The organism is Viridibacillus sp. NPDC096237 (assembly GCF_050278625.1).
Taxonomy (GTDB): domain Bacteria; phylum Bacillota; class Bacilli; order Bacillales_A; family Planococcaceae; genus Viridibacillus.
Genome location: NZ_JBNNTI010000008.1, coordinates 13,150 through 30,684, shown reverse-complemented (window position 1 = coordinate 30,684; position 17,535 = coordinate 13,150). Strand labels below are relative to the sequence as shown.

Genomic DNA, 17,535 nt, shown 5'->3' with positions numbered 1-17,535 from the left:
AGTATATCATAGATAGCTATACTTTCAACTTATTTCATACATCAGGCAGTTCAGAAAGTTGCTCAAGCTTGTGAAAAAAGTCCATCAAGTCATAGTCAGTTTCTTTTACTTCTCCGAACATTGCATGTACAAAATCTATGTAGCCATCCGCTATTTCCCGTGCTTCATAATCGAACCATTCGAATGGATAAGTTACGACAATATGTCGTTGTATTAAATATTGTACCATATCTAGTGCCGATGGTTCTTGCTGTAGGTCATCTTCAACAACAGCCATTACTACTTTTGTTACTGGTAAAGCAGTTGGTTCAGTTAAGTCAGCGGGATTAACCGTACACTGAACATTGAATTTAGTAACCGTTACAGTAGTATCTACCTGTTGATTTACTAATAACAGCAATGCCTCACTTTGAAGTAATGGATGAATCCGCTCATCTTCAATAATAGCTACAATTTCCTCTTTTATATGACGAATATTCACTTGTCGAATACTCTGTAACAATTGAAATTGTTTCATATAAGATAAAGAGAAAAAGCGCTCCAGTTGCAACTCTGTATTGTCAATCTTCATATCGACAATAGGCTCATCTGTCTGAATAAGATTTTCTGCTATGCGGGCGTTAAGTTCTTGTAAGCGAATAAACTTAGGAATAGATTCCTCAGGAATGACCTTTTCTTCAAGTAACGATCTGATTAACTCTTCTACCTGATTGAACTCTTTCAATTCCATGCAGACAGTGAGATATAATTCCATCGCTTCTATGTATTTATGAGGACCTATTGCGAGCAATTTCTCACATGCCTCTTTCGCTTTTTCAAAATTTCGTATTTCATATAAGGAGAAAGCATATACACTAAGCGTACTTTCATCACCTTCAGTATACTGCAATGCTTCACTAAGTGCTTGCACAGCTAAGTCGTATTGATAATGCTCTGCAAAGTGATGCCCATCAGCTATTAGTTTGTTAATAGTTCCGGGAAACACAATGACATTATCTTGTTTTTGAATATTGTGTCGTTTTTTTCGCAAGTGTGCTCACTCTCCCATTCTATTTTATCATATGTTGTATATACAGAAAAACATTTTATACCTCTATATTCCCTATTAGACAATGGAATATTGAAATAAAAAGGATTTTACTTCCATTATTATATAGGTAGAAACTCTGCCTATTTCTTTCTAAAAATAGGCGTCTTCCACCCATTATAACCGTCTTCTTTGCTATATAATCGAGGACTCCTTGTTAAATATACTACAAGGGCTTATTTGTTGAAAAATGTTCCTCAACTGATTGCAAAAATTGTTGTATTGCCACTGGTAGATGGCGATTTTTCATATATGCTAGATAGACAGTTCTTTCAAGGAAGGGGTGATCGATCGGTCTTCGAATAACTGTCTTGTCAATTGGCTCCATAACATAATTTTCAGAGACAATTGTAACCCCTAAATGATTTCTCACTAAGGAAACTGCTGTTTCAAAACGATCTATCTCAAATTGAATATTCAACTTTAATTGCTCTTCCTTAAAAGCGTTAATAATATCTATTCGTGTTTGAAAACCTTCTGTGCTAATAATGAAGGACTCCTGCTCTAAATCAGCTAAGCTTAAAGTCGTTTTTTTTGACAGTGGATGTTCTTGCGGCAATACGGCTACTAATCGTTCTTTATAGAGTGGAATCGAATCTATATCCTCCTCATAAATCAATTGATTCGTAATGATTGCATGTGATTTATATGTTTGAAGAGTTTGTTTAACATGCTCTACACTCAATACATCAAAAAGCTTAAATACCATTGCAGGGTAGCTTTGTTTATAGTTATAAATCAACTTAGGTAGCCAAGTCTTAAGTGAATCAATAATACCTAATACAACCTCACCTTTTCCTCCAACAATTACTTCTTTCATTTCTTTATTCATAATATCCATTTGAGATAACATAATTGTTGCTCTCGTATAGAGCAGTTCACCGGCATCAGTTAATGCAAATTTCCGAGTACTTCTTTCAAGTAAAGGTGCTCCAACTTCATGTTCAAGCTTCTTCACCGCATTGCTTAAGGAAGGTTGCGAAATATGCAATTTTTCAGCTGCTTTTGAATAACTTTTGTTATTCACAATTGTGATGAAATAATTTAATCGTTTTAAATCCATACTAATTATCTCTCTCCACTTATAGTTTTTAACTATTATTTTATAATAATTATATATTAGAAATTATAATTAATGAAATATATAATGAATTAACAATCAATTTTCATTATTCTAAACGTTGAGGTGAAATATATGTATACAACGATTACTAAAGAACAATGGCAAGGACGTACAGACCATCCGACTAACAGAGTGAGTTTTAGATATCATCAAGTAGTCGAACCAATTAATATTCAAGAAATTGAGGTAAGTACAACGCCCACTTCAACTATTATTGGCTTTGAATGTGAAGAAGGCGTAAGAAGAAATCAAGGGCGCCTTGGAGCAGCTGCTGCTCCTAATGCTATAAGAACCTCATTATCAAGTTTGCCTTGGGTACTATCAACTGAACATCGGTTACAGGATGCTGGTAATATAGCTTGTATAGCGACAAATCTTGAAGAAGCTCAAATAGAGTTAGGTAAAGCTGTCACAAACATTGTGAATTCTAAATCTAAGTGTATCGTAATTGGAGGAGGTCATGAAACTCTATACGGTCATTACTTAGGCATTAGAGAAGCAATTGGAGCAAATAAAAAACTCGGCATTATCAATATAGATGCGCATTTCGATTTACGATCATATGAAGTTGAACCATCATCTGGCACGATGTTCCGACAAATTTTGGAACAAGATACGAATGCAAGCTATTTTGTACTTGGTATTCAACGTTATGGTAATACAATGGAATTATTCGAAAAAGCTGATGAACTTGGTGTTCACTACATCTATGAAGATGAGCTAATTACTGATACATCTCAATTTTATAATAACGAGATACAAGAATTTATCGATAATCATGACACAGTGTTGCTGACACTATGTACCGATGTATTAAACGCTGCATATGCTCCTGGTGTTAGTGCACCTTCTCCGTTTGGTTTATCTCCCCAAATTGTGCGTTCTATTATTCAATTTGTTACAGCTCATGAGAAAACAGTATCATTTGATATTTGCGAAGTAAATCCATCGTTAGACGAAGGGGGAAGAACGACTAAATTAGGTGCTTATTTCGTCAACGAAGCGATAGTTTCATTTAAAAAGGGGTATGGTAAATGTTAGAAATCAATCAAATTACAACCGTATTTTTAGCGGTTGCTCTATTAACGTTAGGTAGCTTTTTCATAAAAAAAATAGGTATATTACAGCGTTTTTGTATACCTGCACCTGTTGTTGGAGGCTTATTATTCGCAGCACTTACAACTACATTACAAGCAACAGGTACTTTAGAAATCTCACTAGATACTTCTTTACAAAGTTTATTTATGATTACTTTTTTTACGACAGTTGGCTTAGGTGCAAGCTTTAAATTAGTAAAGCTTGGTGGGAAACTTTTAATCATTTATTGGCTAGCTTGTGGCTTTTTAGCGCTTATGCAGAATGTAATTGGTGTCTCACTCGCATCATTATTTGGCATCGACCCTCTAATAGGGATGATGGCAGGCGCCGTATCAATGGAAGGCGGGCATGGTTCTGCCGCCGCATTTGGACAAACATTAGAGGATCTAGGGATCTCCTCAGCGATGACTATTGGCGCTGCAGCTGCAACATGTGGTCTTGTAGCAGGTGGCATTATCGGTGGTCCGATTGTTAAATATTTAATTACTAAACATGACTTAAAACCTGCAGAAGAAGAAGAAGTTGCAAGCCACGAGGATGATGACTATCCGATTACTTCTGAGTCTTTCTTATTCCAAATATTTATCATTACATTCTGTATGGCAGTTGGTACATTTTTAGGTACACTATTCTCCGAAGCTACAGGATTTGTTCTTCCTGGATATGTTGGAGCAATGTTCACTGCTGTCATTGCGCGAAATGTGTTGGACAAAATTAAACCACATTCTGTTCATATGAAGAGTATAAACTTAATTGGTGATGTGACATTAGGCATCTTCCTTTCAATGGCATTAATGAGTATTAAACTTTGGGAAATTGCAGATTTAGCATTACCATTATTTGCGATTGTATTTATTCAAGTATTATTTATCGTCGTATTTAGTATCTTTGTATTATTCCGTATACTTGGAAAAAACTACGACGCCGCTGTTATGGTTGCAGGATTTGCCGGACATGGACTAGGTGCGACACCAAATGCAATGGCCAATATGACTGCAGTTGTAAACCGTTTTGGTCCATCTCGCAAAGCATTTTTGATCGTACCGATTGTTGGCGCATTCTTAATTGATGTCTTTGCAATTCCAATCATTATCACGACCATTAATCTATTCAAATAAAAACTGGACCGTTATCACTTAGGTGACGGTCCTTTTGTCTTTTCCTACCGAATTCTATAGCTATCTTGTTATGCCCAAAATTGCTCTTATTGCTGTTGGAATTATTAAAAGGTAACTATTCTAAAAAAGACAACTAAGCACCCTTTCTTTCGACATTGTTAATTTCACTTTTTTTCGATATTGTCCTTTATTTACTGTATTTACGAAAGAATTTTTGATTTTATACATGAGCAACATGCAAAGAATGATCAATGTCCTCCTCCATAATAATAAGGATTCTGTACCGCATTATAATATGGTTGATAATTTGTCATTGGGGTACTTGGTTGTTCTATGTTCGTTTTTCTAGGTTGTTTTATACAGTTGTCTGTTGGTCCAATAAGAATTGATTCATTATTTAATGGTGCGAGTGTTTTTGTTAATTGATTAGGATCTAAACAATAAGCATATGCAAGCACTTCAGTTGGTGTTTTTGTTAGGAGATCTGACCCTAATATATTCTGGATACGGGGCATCAAATATCGCCAGCAAATGTGTATTTTCTTTAGTAGCTATTTCCCAATGCCACCAACCCTGCGGAACATTCGCAACTTGCCCAGGAGTTATAGGTATATGTGACACTTTATTAGTAAAAGGATTAATCAAAGAAACGACAGCTGATCCTAAAATACAATATACTAACTCCGAAGCATTTTGGTGATAATGCGGTTCTATTATTCGATCTTTGCTTAAAAATATATCAAAGAGCGACACGTCACCAAGCGTATTTAAATTATTTCTTCCTAAACTATTAATAAAATTTTCATTGTTACGTGTAAATAATCTGTTTTTATTTAGATCAAAAAAGAATTCTACATTCGGTTGTGTAAAATCCATGTAAGAAATAGACATTGAGCAAAAACCTCTTTTCTTTAAATAATTCGTTTCATCGTATTTTATGCGAATGGCAACAATGCGTGACAAATGCCTATACGAAAAAAGGAAACCCTTTAATTTAAGGATTTCCTAATTCTTACACTATTGATTTCATACACGTTGCCAGAAACGTTGAATGGTCATCGCTTCTATAAATTCCTTTGCAAATGTTTGCGGATTTTCATCTACTAAAACACCTGGCTTCCCTAAAATTCCTAGTGACTCTAAAATTTGTTCAGCCGCTTTCGAAGCACCAATTGGTTTGAAATGATTATACGTATCTATTAAAAATGACTTAGTTTTCCATAGGAAGTTTTCATTTGCATTTGGACTCACTCCTACATACAATCCATCATAAAGTAAAGGCGAACCCGTTAAAAAACTTTGATCTACTTTCAATTCACTTCCATCAGTACCTTTCACTACACCTAATTCTTCGTGAACAATGACGGGTTGGAGTCCGACTTTCCTCCACTGCTCCAATAAATAATTTGTTTCCCTACCATTAAATCCACTATCTAAAATAACACCCACTTTTAGAGTTTTTGGAGAAAGTTTAGTATTAAAAAGACTTAAGGCTGGTGACGACTTTTTCACCTGCGATTCTTGCACTTTTGGAACCTCTACACCTAACGAATTAGCTACAACAGTAGCTAATTCCGTACTAATATGCCCTAGCATATTCACAACTTGTTGCCTTACAGAGACACTTTGTACTTTACCTAATTCAAAGCTAAAGGCTTGCATAATATGGTCTTTTTCCACTGGTGTCATACTATTCCAAAATAAACGTGCTTGCGAGAAGTGATCTTCAAAACTTTCCGCTGTTTCTCTCACTTTTCTTCCATTTACCAAAGAAGGGTAAGTGACAAATCCTCCTTTCGCTCCTGGTACTGTGTGTGGTGTATTATCTGCTAATGAGTTTTTATGATAAGCTATTCGATCTTTATCGATAATATAGCGTGAAGCACCATCCCGCTGATTATTATGGAAAGGACAAATAGGACGATTAATCGGTAACTCTTGATGATTCGTTCCTACACGATAAAACTGTGTATCAGAATAAGAAAATAGTCGCCCTTGTAGTAATGGATCATCTGTAAAATCAATACCACGCACAATATTTCCAGGATGTAATGCCACCTGCTCCGTCTCAGCAAATACATTATCAACATTTCTATTCAAGGTAATTTTCCCAATCATTTTAACTGGTATATCTTCTTCCGGCCATAATTTAGTGGAATCTAATATATCAAAGTCAAACTTAAATTCATCTGCTTCTTCTAACACTTGAATACCTAGTTCATACTCTGCATAATTACCATGTTCTATATTTTCCCATAGATCTCTTCTATGGTAATCTGCATCAGCACCACCTAACTTTTGTGCCTCATCCCAAATGAGTGACCGTAAGCCAAGTACGGGCTTTATATGAAATTTCACAAAGCGAGTTTTACCATGCTTATTAACAAACCGGAATGCATGAACGCCAAAGCCTTGCATCATGCGGAAACTTCTTGGAATAGTTCTATCAGACATGATCCACATTGCCATATGGGCAGATTCCTGATTATTTGCTATGAAATCCCAGAATGTATCATGCGCAGTCTGCCCTTGAGGCATTTCATTATTAGGCTCAGGCTTAACTGCGTGGATTAGATCCGGGAACTTAATACTATCTTGAATAAAAAATACAGGAATGTTGTTTCCTACTAAATCAAAATTACCTTCTTCTGTATAAAATTTTGTTGCAAAGCCGCGAACATCTCGATTCGTTTCATTTACCCCTTTAGAACCTGCTACTTGCGAAAAACGTATAAATAATGGTGTTTTGACTGCAGTATCATTAAGGAATTTAGCCATCGTCAACTCTTCTAGTGACTCATACAATTCAAATTCACCATACGCTCCGTATCCACGGGCATGCACAACTCTTTCAGGAATTCGCTCTCGATCAAAATGTGCCATCTTTTCACGGAAAAGAAAATCTTCAATTAGAGTCGGACCTCGGTCTCCTGCCTTTAAAGAATCTTCATCGTTGGAGATTTTCGCTCCTTCATTTGACGTCATGATTTTCCCTTCATTTTGGCGTACAAATTGCTGTAGTTGCTGTTCCTTTTTATCCATCTTATCATTATTATTATTTTTCAAAAAACCACCTCACCCATACTCTATGCACCTGTTCTTTTCATTAGTAGTAAAAACTGGATAAAAAAATATATACAAACAAAAACACCTTTTAATGAGGAATAAAAGGTGCTAAGTCTAGTTATAATTCTTTTGCCATAGTGGACACTATTTTATCAATGGTTGGAATGGTGTCTTCTTTATTCTGCACAAGCACGCTAAAAATGTACCACTCCCCACTATCAGCTTGCACATATCCGCTTAAAGTATTGACGCCATTTAGTGATCCTGTTTTCGCAATAACCTTACCTGCTGTTAAAGGCTCTTTAAAACGATTACGTAATGAACCTCCGACCATGCGTTCAGCATTTGCTGCTACAGGAAGACTATTATAAAATGTTTTGTACCACTTTTTTTCATTTTGAACTTTGGAAAGCAGATCTGTTAATGCCTTACTTGAGACACTATTCTTATGAGACATGCCTGAACCATCTTCAAAGTTCCATGCACTCATATCAAGCTTTAATGATTTGCCATACGATTTTACAACTTTTAAACCAGCTTTTGTGCTGCCATCATGCTTTTTTACTCGCCCCATTGTTTTCACTAAAATATCAGCAATTCCATTATTACTAAGTTTCATATATGGAATCATAATTTCTTTTAATGGCATTGATCTTTTTTCAACCAATAAAGTAGTCTTTTTAGGCACCTTCATTACTTTAAGCGTATGACCGCTTTTTAACTGAATTCCGGTTTCTTTTAAAGCCAATTGGAACAATGATAATGTGTGTATAGTCGGGTGTTTCACTGTAATCCACTCTCGCCCAGTTTTACCTATTGGCAGGTTCCCGCTAATCGCAATTTGATTGGAATTATACAATCTCGTAATATCTAATGTATTCTTTTCATTTTCTTTTACTGTTTTTGCATCATTAATGACTTCCATTTCACCGATATATGGTGTGACTTTGATGGTAGGTGCTGTATCAATTGACTCTGCAGACACATCTACAATAACAGTTCCCGTATCATAGTCAGTATTAGGTGAAGTTGTTAATGCTGTAATCGGCGCAGCATAATAGTATGGTTCATCATCCCATACAATGCCTGGCGTAAGTAATTCACTATCAAACCAAGTGTCATCACCGATAAGATCCCCTTCCACTGAATGCACACCTTTTGACTTCAACTTCTCCGCAAACTGCTCCAAATCTTCTTTCATTAAAGTGGGGTCCCCTTCTCCCCTTATGTACAAATTTCCTTTTAAAAGACCATTCATAATCTTACCGTCTGTAAACAATTGTGTTTTAAATCGATAATTATTACCTAATACATCTAAAGCGGCTGCTGAGGTTAACAACTTCATATTCGATGCTGGTTTGATTTCTTGACCGCCTTGGTATGAATAGATCAAACGCCCAGAATTTTTTTGCTGAACGGAAATACTCACTTCTGCTCCGTCAAGCTGCTCTTTTACAATCGTTTCAATATTGTCTCTTAAATGATTTAGATCTTGGGTACCAGCATCAATTGTCTGGCCAAACAACAAAAAACTGACCATGAGCATGAATACTTTCAATAACAAGGAAAACCTGCCCCGCATACTTATCCCCCTTTTCTAATTTGTTAAAGTTACGTAAATTACACATCGGTCCAGTAGTATATGCTATATTCTCCCTCTCAATTCCCATTTACTATTATTGATACATACTCTTTTCAGAAGTAAGAAATTGTGTGATTGCTATTTCGTCTCATTAAACCACTTGAATACGTTGTTCAGCTCCTACTTTTGCCATAAAAAAAACCGTAAAAGTTGAGGGCACTGAGAAATTCCATAAAATAGCTTTTTCTTCGATGCCGTTAATTTCCGTTCCGGCGGACGCTTTCCTGGGGACGAACCTTGAGCCTCCTCGTCACTAACGTTCCTGCGGGGTCTCAAGATGTTCGCTAGTTCCCCAAGGAGTCACCGCCTGCACTCCAATCAACTAGTTTTATCGTTTTTCTGAGTTTTTCATTCTTTCCAATTCACACCTAACTCTTTATAATGAAAGGACTAATTCAGGGTGGTACTATCCATGATTTCCAAACAAAAAACATTCACTCTAAACCCTTATATGGCCTTTACGATTTAATTGTGCCTAAAGATGTCACCAAAAGAATTTTTACAAGTAAAATCACAGAATGTCCGAAAAGCCGTCTATCAATTCGATGGAATAATGAAAGAAAAATTTACATTAAAACCAACTTCAATTGAAATCACAGAAATAAAAAAGAAGTAGGTAAAAATCAGACACAAACTTATCACTTTGACATAGAAAAATGTAAGGTTTGTCCATTACAAGATGGCTGTTATAAAGGCGGTGCCAAAAGCAAAACGTATTCAGTTTCCATAAAATCAACCGAACATGAAGAGCAAGCAACTTTTCAAGAAACGGAAAGATTCAAAGACTTAGCGAAAAAGCGCTATAAAATTGAAGCGAAGAATAGTGAGTTGAAAAATCCACATGGCTACAATACGGCAAAATCGGCGGGTTTATTTGGCCTGGAAGTCCAAGGAGCTACAACAATATTTGCGGTGAATTTGAAACGTATCTTGAAGCTAATAAATGAAGAATAAGGGAAATACCAAAAAAACACCGGCACTTTCTGTTCAAAATCGAACAAAAAGTGCCGGTGTTTACTATTGAAGAACATGCATTTTAAAAACGTAAGTTTTTCAGTGCCCTCTAAAAGTTAGATTGGTGTCTAACTTTTACGAGGCAGTTCATTTTAGGTGTGCTTCAACATATACAATGGATTTAAAACTTAATTGACTTAATTGCTTTTTGCATTTCAAAACGACAAGCGTCAATAATTGCGTCTTCTAATTTGATATTCCTTACCTCATACCAAGGTATAGCTACATTTTTCCCACTAGTTGTACATTCCATCCTTACTAAAATACTGTCTTTTTTATCTACAATATAAACATCCCAAATCCAAGTATCAACACTTTTGCCAGATGAGACATATGGTACATCATAATTCATCTCTAGAATTCGATGTTTTACCGTATAGAATTTCCCTTCCAACTCAACACCTCCCTCTACGTTAAAGTATTGAACAGATAAGAGGTGTATATACACAAATCAAAGTTACGACTAGAGGATTAGTTTAATTATTTTTTAATTCTAACAAATAATTAAATTGTCTCTAGTATTCTTGCCACTCAATCAATTGAGGATTTCCGTCTAATATTGAGGTATATTGCCTAATATCCCCATACTTAGCTCCGGGATCTAAAGTTTTATACCTTTCAAATTTTTGCAAACGCTCTTGCTCGTTCACCCAACCTAGATGTTTTAAACGTAACTGACTAATGCTATTTGGTAAATCAAATATATTTTGCGGATAACGACCACAGTGCTGAGGTGTATCTTTCCAAGTGTAGTCAAAATCTTTGCGATATCTAAGTAAGAACGGCCGATAATATAGATGAGCCTGCCAGTATTCATCTTCTCTATAATGGGTCAAATTCCAGAAGTCATATAACCGAAAACTATAAAGATCGAATTCATCCTGCTCCAATAATTTATGCACTTCATCAGCGAACTTATCCTCAAAAATTTCATCAGCATCTAAGTTTAAAATCCAATCAGGATTCGTACTTATCGTCTCTTCCCACTGCTGTTTTCTAAGCTCTACTTCATTTCCAAATTTAGATTCTTCGTTTTGTACCATCCGAATAGGAATATCTTTTAATACTTCCAAACACACTGCCACACTATCATCAGTACTAGCATCGTCAATAATAACTGCTTCATCAATAAACTTCCGATGCGCTTCAAGTGCCTTTTTAAGATAACGACCACTTTCATTTTTCACTACCATAGAAAGCGTTAGTTTTGGCTTTCCCTTAGTTATGACCTGTACTTGGCTATTTGGTGTTTTCCAACTTTTTTTATATGCTTCTACTTGTTCCAAATCTGATGCGCGGTATAAATGCAATGGGGGGACATGCGTATCTACATGCATGGATAATCCTAGTGCACCAGCTCTAATACAGAAATGACGGTCTTCTCCCCAGAACGAGAGATTTTTTATCTGTTTAAAATTCACACCTGCTAGAAGGGCTTTCCTACTGATTAATGTACAAGCCCCTAATCCACCAACCTCATAAACTCCAGGTATCCTTAACTTTGTGAGAAATTGCATATAACGCGCCTCTTTTTCTTGCTCAGTCAAATGCTCTCCTCTTTGTTGGTCAAATTGCGTATACTCATTTGATACCCACACTTGTGGCTGTGCATGTGCCTCTGGTTGCCACTTCGTCCAGAAGATCTCCGAAATAATATCCTTATCCGCCTTGAGAAGCCAGTCAATTGTATCCGGATGAAGGATTAAGTCCGAATCAACTAAAAATAAATAATCATAATTTTCATCAATAGCCAAGTCAATTATCTGATTTTTGTAATCCGCTACTTTCCAAATAAGCTGTTCATTCCAATAATGTGTATGGTCGTTCCGAGCATACACATCAGATACTTTCACTTGTTCGATTCGTGTATTATTATTCTGCTCTTTAAATTCTAGCAGCATATCGGTCGAGAGAGATTCTTCATTATTTTCAAGAAAAAAAATATCGAGATTAAATTGATCTTTTGGCAAATTAGATACCGATGACAAAAACTCCTTAAGAACCTCAGGACTTTGACGAACAGGGCTTCCCAGCAGAATATTAGGTTTACTTGCTATCAAATGACCATCCTCCTTCAATAATACTTAACAACCCATTGTAGTATAGAAATTCTACCGGTCTATCAGTCGATGATTAAAATCCTTCTTTATTTATACACTTAAATACATATGTTTAATTTGATTAACTCGACATAACAGGTTAGTCCTTCTTTTTTTCAATTAAACACAGGCTAACTATGCTAAAGGGAGAGCATATTTTAGAAACACCCTTTTTTAATCAGACTACAATTTATCTCTAAAATCCCTTTAAAAAACTAATTACGGTTCATCTAAACCTTATATACAATATATGTTTGAGTTATTGAACCGTACCGGGCTTTATGTTTTTTTCAGGACTTACTCAATTTGGGAGAGCAACACTTAAGGTTTTGGATTATTCAAAAGTTTTTTCAGGAAAAATGTCTATATTTATTTCAATGTCTGAGAGAAGCTATAATTATTTTCTATTGAGGAATTATTCTAAGTTAAAAAACAAAAATACTCACTGCGATTGCAGTGAGCATCATAAAATTCTTCATTTAGACATCCACTCAATTATGGATTGGATACATAAATACAATAATCCTCCTGTACCAAGTAACTTCATAGCCAATTCTGTTCGTCTTTCAAGGTTGCTTCTTGCTAGTTCAAAATTTCGACTCTTGTCATTTTCTATTGCTGCATCACGAGATTTAATAAGATCCCACTGATTTTGAATGGTATTTTGAAATAACAGACGTGTATCTCGATTTTCTTGCAGTATCGTATTTTCTAATTTCAGATAAGACTGCTCCACTGCTCTCAAACGTTTTTCTTTGTCTAAGTCATTCTCTTCTAATTGTTTTATACGCCCCTCATGATTATCTAGAAGATGATCAACCTCTGCAATTTTCTCCAATTTTTTGCACTCACCTTTCCTGAGTAGGTAAAAAGCACATCCATTTGGATGTGCTTTTTATGACATTTTTTTGCTATTTCACTCTTAAAATTTGTCCTACATAAATTGCATAGTTGCTATCAAGGCCATTCCACGATTTGATTTGATCGACCGTGCTGCCGTATTTCACACTCAGTGAATAAACTGTATCACCTGAAATAACAGTATGATACGTAGCAGAGTCTTTCTTTGGAAGATTGAAGCAGTTTACTAAGCCGTTTACATGCCCACGCGCTACACTCGTAATCCACGTATCATTCTTCATCTTTGTAGCATCGCTTGCAGTATCGATAAATCCGTTTTCAGTTAAAAGTGCAGGCATGTTTGACTCTCGTAAAACATGTAAATCGGATTGTTTTTTGCCACGGTCCGTTAACTGATTCACTTTCATAATTTCCGAGTGAATATTGGTTTGATATGTTGTAGAGGGTGCCCCAACCCCTGGATACACATAACTCTCAAACCCAGTTCCCCCACCAGCGTTGATATGGACTGAGAGGAAGAAATCCGCACCCCATGCATTTGCTGTATTTGTACGATCCGTGAGACTTGGATACGAGTCACTTGTTCGAGACATTAAAATCGTTACATTATTATATTCCGCTGTGAGAATATCTCGAATCCTTGTCCCAATTTTTAGCGTAATGTCCTTTTCTTGAATTCCGTTTCCTAAAGCCCCCGAATCGCTCCCACCGTGTCCTGGATCAATAAAAATTTTCACCATACTAACATCCCCTTTGTTTGTTATTAGTAAGTACTTACAACTCAATAATATACGAACAAACGTTCTAAATCAAATACTTATTTTATATTATTGGAAAAATAGATAAAAATACCCAATTAACTCATTTAAAATATATTTATTAATTCGCATTAATATCAAATGTCAAAAAAAACGTAGAAAAGGATGAATTACATCATACACTCTATATTCCTAGCATACTGAATAAAACCCACCTTTTTCTTCGAAGATCTTGATAGTAAAATCCACTGAGGCCCTTTTCGATAATTTTCTATAGCTTAAGAGCATAAAAAAATCCCCCAATCTGAAGGAGGGCACTGAAAAAGTCTATACAATGAATTTTAGCCATGGAAATGATTAATCGTTTCCATGGCTTTTTCCTCGATGCCGTTATTTTCCGTTCCGGCGGACGCTTTCCTGGGGACGAACCTTGAGCCTCCTCGTCGCTAACGCTCCTGCGGGGTCTCAAGATGTACTTGTTCCCCAAGGATCGCCGCCTGCACTCCAATCAACTAGTTTTATCGTTTTTCTGAGTTTTTCATTCTTTCCGATTTACACCTAACCCCTTATCGTAATCGTCGATGCCACGATACAAAAGCTCGTTATAATGTCAGAAAAGCCGTCTATCAATTCGATGAAATGATAAAAGAAAAATTCCCATTAAAACCAAGTACGCACATTGCGATGAATGATGATCGAATTAGTAGAGAAAAGTAAAGATACTGGCATGGAAATTAATACGGTTATTGGAGACACAGCCTATTCAGGAAAAGATAATTTACAGTCTGCACAAACTGAAGAGATTCAACTGATATCACAATACGGCAAAATCGACGGGTTTAATTTTGCCTGGAACTACAAGGAGCTACAACAATATTTGCGATGAGTTTGAAACGTATCTTGAAGCTATTAAATGAAGAATGAGGGAAGTACAAAAAAACACCGACACTTTCTGTTCAAAATCGAACAAAAAGTGCCGGTGTTTACTATCGAAGAACATTACATTTTAAAAACGTAAGTTGCCCTCATCTGTAAATTAGGGGGATAAATTGTATTAATTGTTCAAACGAATATGAGATTCATAGTTTCTCGGCCGCTTTGCATTAAATCACTTCGAAATATCTACAATTCTACCTTCTGTTGTTGGTTTAATTTCTTTTAGTGATGTTAAATGCTCTGCTAGGTTTTCCCAATCTGATAGGCCTAGATCTGTTACACGGCCTTCTGCATATGCTTTGGCAAAGATATCGTAGCCGTCTCCACCTTTTGCTGTGAAGGCGTTAGTTGCTACTGTGTAGTTTTCGCCGTCTTGGATCGCAGTATAATTGCCACTTGCATCTTTGTATTTAATCGAAACTACGCGTTGCCCTGCTGGTTTGCTTGAGTCAAATTCTACTTTGGCACCAGATACGTGAAGGAAGCCACCGCTTTCTGCCGGGTACTCTTTAAAACTTGTTTCGAATCCTAGTTTTAAATCAGCACCTGTTAGTGTCATTATTGCTAATGTATTACCAAATGGTAGTACTGTAATTACTTCGCCTACAGTTATTTCACCCGCGTTAATACCTGCTCGAATGCCACCTCCATTTTGAAGTGCCATAATAACATCTTTATTTTTAGATTTTGCTTTATTTAGCATACCGTCAGTTATAATGTTACCAAGTGCTGTTTCATTGCTACGTACACTAATACTGCCCGCTTCTGAATTTGTTTTTCTTGGGTTTGTCAGTTCACCTTTTGCTTCTGCGCCAATTGGTTTACTATTTACTTCAACGAGTTTATCAGAATATGTTTTTAATATTGCAGCTGCTTCTGGATCAGCTGCTACAGGTTCTAAATCGATGAGCTTACCATTTGATTTGACTACTGTACCTTTATCATCAAACTCTACATCTAACGTGCCTAAAAAATCGCTATATTGGTAGGCTTGAACAATTACAGTTGGATCTTTTTTCTGTTTCTTGATATCTTGATCTACAATAACAGGTTCAGTTAATTTTGTATGGCTATGTCCACCAACGATGACGTCAATGCCTTTTACCGTTGCTGCTAATGTTAAATCATTATCTACTTCCGCATTGTCATCAAAACCAATATGTGTTAGCGCAATAATTTTATCGACGCCTTGACCTTCAAAGGCTTTTACTGCCTTTTCGGCCTCTGCAATATAATTTTCAAAGACGATGCTTCCAGGACTCGCAATATCTGCTGTTTCTTCAGTTGTTAATCCGAAAACCCCTACTTTTTCTCCATTAATTTCTTTAACAATACCATTATAAATCTTTCCTTTTTCAGGTTCACTTGAAATTAAATCTGTAAATAGACCTGTAAAACGCTTATCCGCGGAGAAATTCACGTTTGCGCTAATGAATGGGAAGTTTGCTCCTTTAATGAAGTCTGCTAATGCTTGATGCCCTTCTGGACTTGAGCCTAAATCGAACTCATGATTACCAAAAGTCATGGCATCATAACCCATTAAATTCATCAATTTCAGGTCTGCTTGTCCTTTAAATTCATTGAAATACAGGGTTCCACTGAATACATCACCTGCATCAAGTAGTAATGCATTTGGGTTTTCGGCTCTAATATTTTTGATCGCAGTTGCTCTTTTTGCCGCTTTGTCTAAATGAGCGTGCGTGTCATTTGTATGCATGATTGATAATGAGTAGTTCTTTTCTACGCCATTAACTACTGTAATTTCTTTGCCGTCAGGTGTTGTGATTTTGCCGTTCGCAATCGTAGAATCTTTATACCAGATGTCTTTGTATTTAATGACACCTGTATTTAGCTTGTCACCGTTATATAATTTTCCTTTATATAAAGCTAAGCCTACATTTAACTTACCTTTGACAAAGTAACGCCCCGTTTTTTCTGAGACCCCTGTTAATGGTTTACCCTGCACATAATAAGTGCGTTTTGCTCCGTCACCATACCAACCTGTACTTAGTTTACCTTTTTTAAAATATCGGCCCGTACCGGCAGCTATTCCTGTGAGCGGTTTGCCCTTCACATAATAAGTGTGAGCTGCGCCTTTACCATACCAACCTGTCGCTAATTTTCCTGCTTTATAGTAAGTGTTGTTTTTCAATCCTGTATAAGCTCGTCCTTTTGAGTAATACACTCCTTTGTATTTACCGGTACCCTTTTTGCCACCTTTATAATAAATGCCACCTTTTAATCCTGTATATAGCTTGCCGTCTTTATAAAGTTTACTGTTATATTGCTTATAGCCCTTTACAGATTTACCCGTTTTTTTAACTACTAATTTACTATTAGAAACTTGATATTTTGAAGAGGCAGCATCCGCTGATTCCGTCGTAGCAAGAGATCCTATTAAAACGGTTGCTCCTAGTATTAATGATGCAGCTGGTTTTATAAATTTATAATTATGTTTCGCCATTTAAACATCCTCCTAAATTATCCTTCTATTGGTTTTGTACAATCCAGAATCGATGACTCTACCTTTATCATTATATAACTCTTTGAATATAATTACATAATATTCTTAAAGTTTTATGAAACTGACATTTTACTACGAAATACGATATAGTTTTATAATGCTCTTTATTTTATGAAATCAAGACCGTTGATTTCCGTTACGGTGGACGCTTTCCGCAGGTGGGCACCAAGCCGCTTCGTCGCTACGCTCCTGCAGGGTCTTGGACTGTT

At 36.2% G+C, this 17,535-nt stretch carries 12 protein-coding genes and 2 pseudogenes; 4 read left to right on the top strand and 10 right to left on the bottom strand.

The genetic code is table 11. The features are described 5' to 3' along the window. Nucleotides 1-34: 34 nt before the first annotated feature. Both ACQKMD_RS07035 and ACQKMD_RS07030 read right to left on the bottom strand, forming a co-directional pair. A complete protein-coding gene (locus ACQKMD_RS07035; protein WP_427750654.1) occupies nt 35-1,030 on the bottom strand; it encodes a tetratricopeptide repeat protein in 996 nt (331 codons plus the stop codon). A gap of 223 nt (nt 1,031-1,253) precedes the next feature. Beyond that, nucleotides 1,254-2,150, bottom strand: a complete 897-nt coding sequence (locus ACQKMD_RS07030) for a LysR family transcriptional regulator (RefSeq protein ID WP_427750653.1) — start codon at nt 2,148-2,150, stop codon at nt 1,254-1,256. Nucleotides 2,151-2,282: 132 nt separating this feature from the next. Between ACQKMD_RS07030 and hutG the strand changes: the two genes are divergently transcribed. Together hutG and gltS are read left to right on the top strand one after the other, a co-directional pair. Further along, nucleotides 2,283-3,251, top strand: a complete 969-nt coding sequence (hutG, locus tag ACQKMD_RS07025; protein ID WP_427750651.1) for a formimidoylglutamase — start codon at nt 2,283-2,285, stop codon at nt 3,249-3,251. Further along, nucleotides 3,245-4,426 carry a sodium/glutamate symporter gene (gltS, locus tag ACQKMD_RS07020; RefSeq protein WP_427750649.1) on the top strand — a complete coding sequence of 394 codons (1,182 nt, stop codon included), beginning with the start codon at nt 3,245-3,247 and terminating at the stop codon, nt 4,424-4,426. Before hutG ends, gltS begins: the two co-directional genes overlap by 7 nt. Nucleotides 4,427-4,674: 248 nt before the next feature. Here gltS and ACQKMD_RS07015 read toward each other — a convergent pair. From ACQKMD_RS07015 to dacB, 3 genes and pseudogenes are all read right to left on the bottom strand, one after another. Next, nucleotides 4,675-5,317, bottom strand: a pseudogene (locus ACQKMD_RS07015) (cupin domain-containing protein). Nucleotides 5,318-5,452: 135 nt separating this feature from the next. Beyond that, nucleotides 5,453-7,468 carry a catalase gene (locus ACQKMD_RS07010; protein WP_427750781.1) on the bottom strand — a complete coding sequence of 672 codons (2,016 nt, stop codon included), beginning with the start codon at nt 7,466-7,468 and terminating at the stop codon, nt 5,453-5,455. Between the two features lie 142 nt (nt 7,469-7,610). Further along, nucleotides 7,611-9,074, bottom strand: coding sequence for a D-alanyl-D-alanine carboxypeptidase/D-alanyl-D-alanine endopeptidase (gene dacB, locus ACQKMD_RS07005; RefSeq protein ID WP_427750647.1), 1,464 nt, complete (start codon nt 9,072-9,074; stop codon nt 7,611-7,613). A gap of 666 nt (nt 9,075-9,740) precedes the next feature. Here dacB and ACQKMD_RS07000 point away from each other — a divergent pair. After that, nucleotides 9,741-10,088, top strand: a pseudogene (locus ACQKMD_RS07000) (transposase); the annotation flags it as partial. Between the two features lie 181 nt (nt 10,089-10,269). Here ACQKMD_RS07000 and ACQKMD_RS06995 read toward each other — a convergent pair. From ACQKMD_RS06995 to ACQKMD_RS06980, 4 genes are all read right to left on the bottom strand, one after another. After that, nucleotides 10,270-10,542: a hypothetical protein gene (locus ACQKMD_RS06995; RefSeq protein WP_427750645.1), complete on the bottom strand. Its 273-nt coding sequence runs from the start codon at nt 10,540-10,542 to the stop codon at nt 10,270-10,272. Nucleotides 10,543-10,663: 121 nt separating this feature from the next. Then, the gene (locus tag ACQKMD_RS06990; protein WP_427750644.1) at nt 10,664-12,208 is read right to left on the bottom strand and encodes a glycosyltransferase; all 1,545 of its coding nucleotides are present in this window, start codon (nt 12,206-12,208) and stop codon (nt 10,664-10,666) included. A gap of 514 nt (nt 12,209-12,722) precedes the next feature. Beyond that, the gene (locus ACQKMD_RS06985) at nt 12,723-13,085 is read right to left on the bottom strand and encodes a hypothetical protein (RefSeq protein ID WP_427750642.1); all 363 of its coding nucleotides are present in this window, start codon (nt 13,083-13,085) and stop codon (nt 12,723-12,725) included. Nucleotides 13,086-13,158: 73 nt separating this feature from the next. Further along, a complete protein-coding gene (locus ACQKMD_RS06980; RefSeq protein WP_427750641.1) occupies nt 13,159-13,848 on the bottom strand; it encodes an N-acetylmuramoyl-L-alanine amidase in 690 nt (229 codons plus the stop codon). Nucleotides 13,849-14,554: 706 nt separating this feature from the next. Between ACQKMD_RS06980 and ACQKMD_RS06975 the strand changes: the two genes are divergently transcribed. Then, on the top strand, nt 14,555-14,752 hold the full coding sequence (locus tag ACQKMD_RS06975; RefSeq protein WP_427750785.1) for a hypothetical protein: 198 nt from the start codon (nt 14,555-14,557) through the stop codon (nt 14,750-14,752). A gap of 222 nt (nt 14,753-14,974) precedes the next feature. On the opposite strand, the gene ACQKMD_RS06970 is transcribed toward ACQKMD_RS06975, so the two are convergent. Beyond that, the gene (locus tag ACQKMD_RS06970) at nt 14,975-16,588 is read right to left on the bottom strand and encodes a bifunctional metallophosphatase/5'-nucleotidase (protein WP_427750780.1); all 1,614 of its coding nucleotides are present in this window, start codon (nt 16,586-16,588) and stop codon (nt 14,975-14,977) included. Nucleotides 16,589-17,535: the final 947 nt, after the last annotated feature.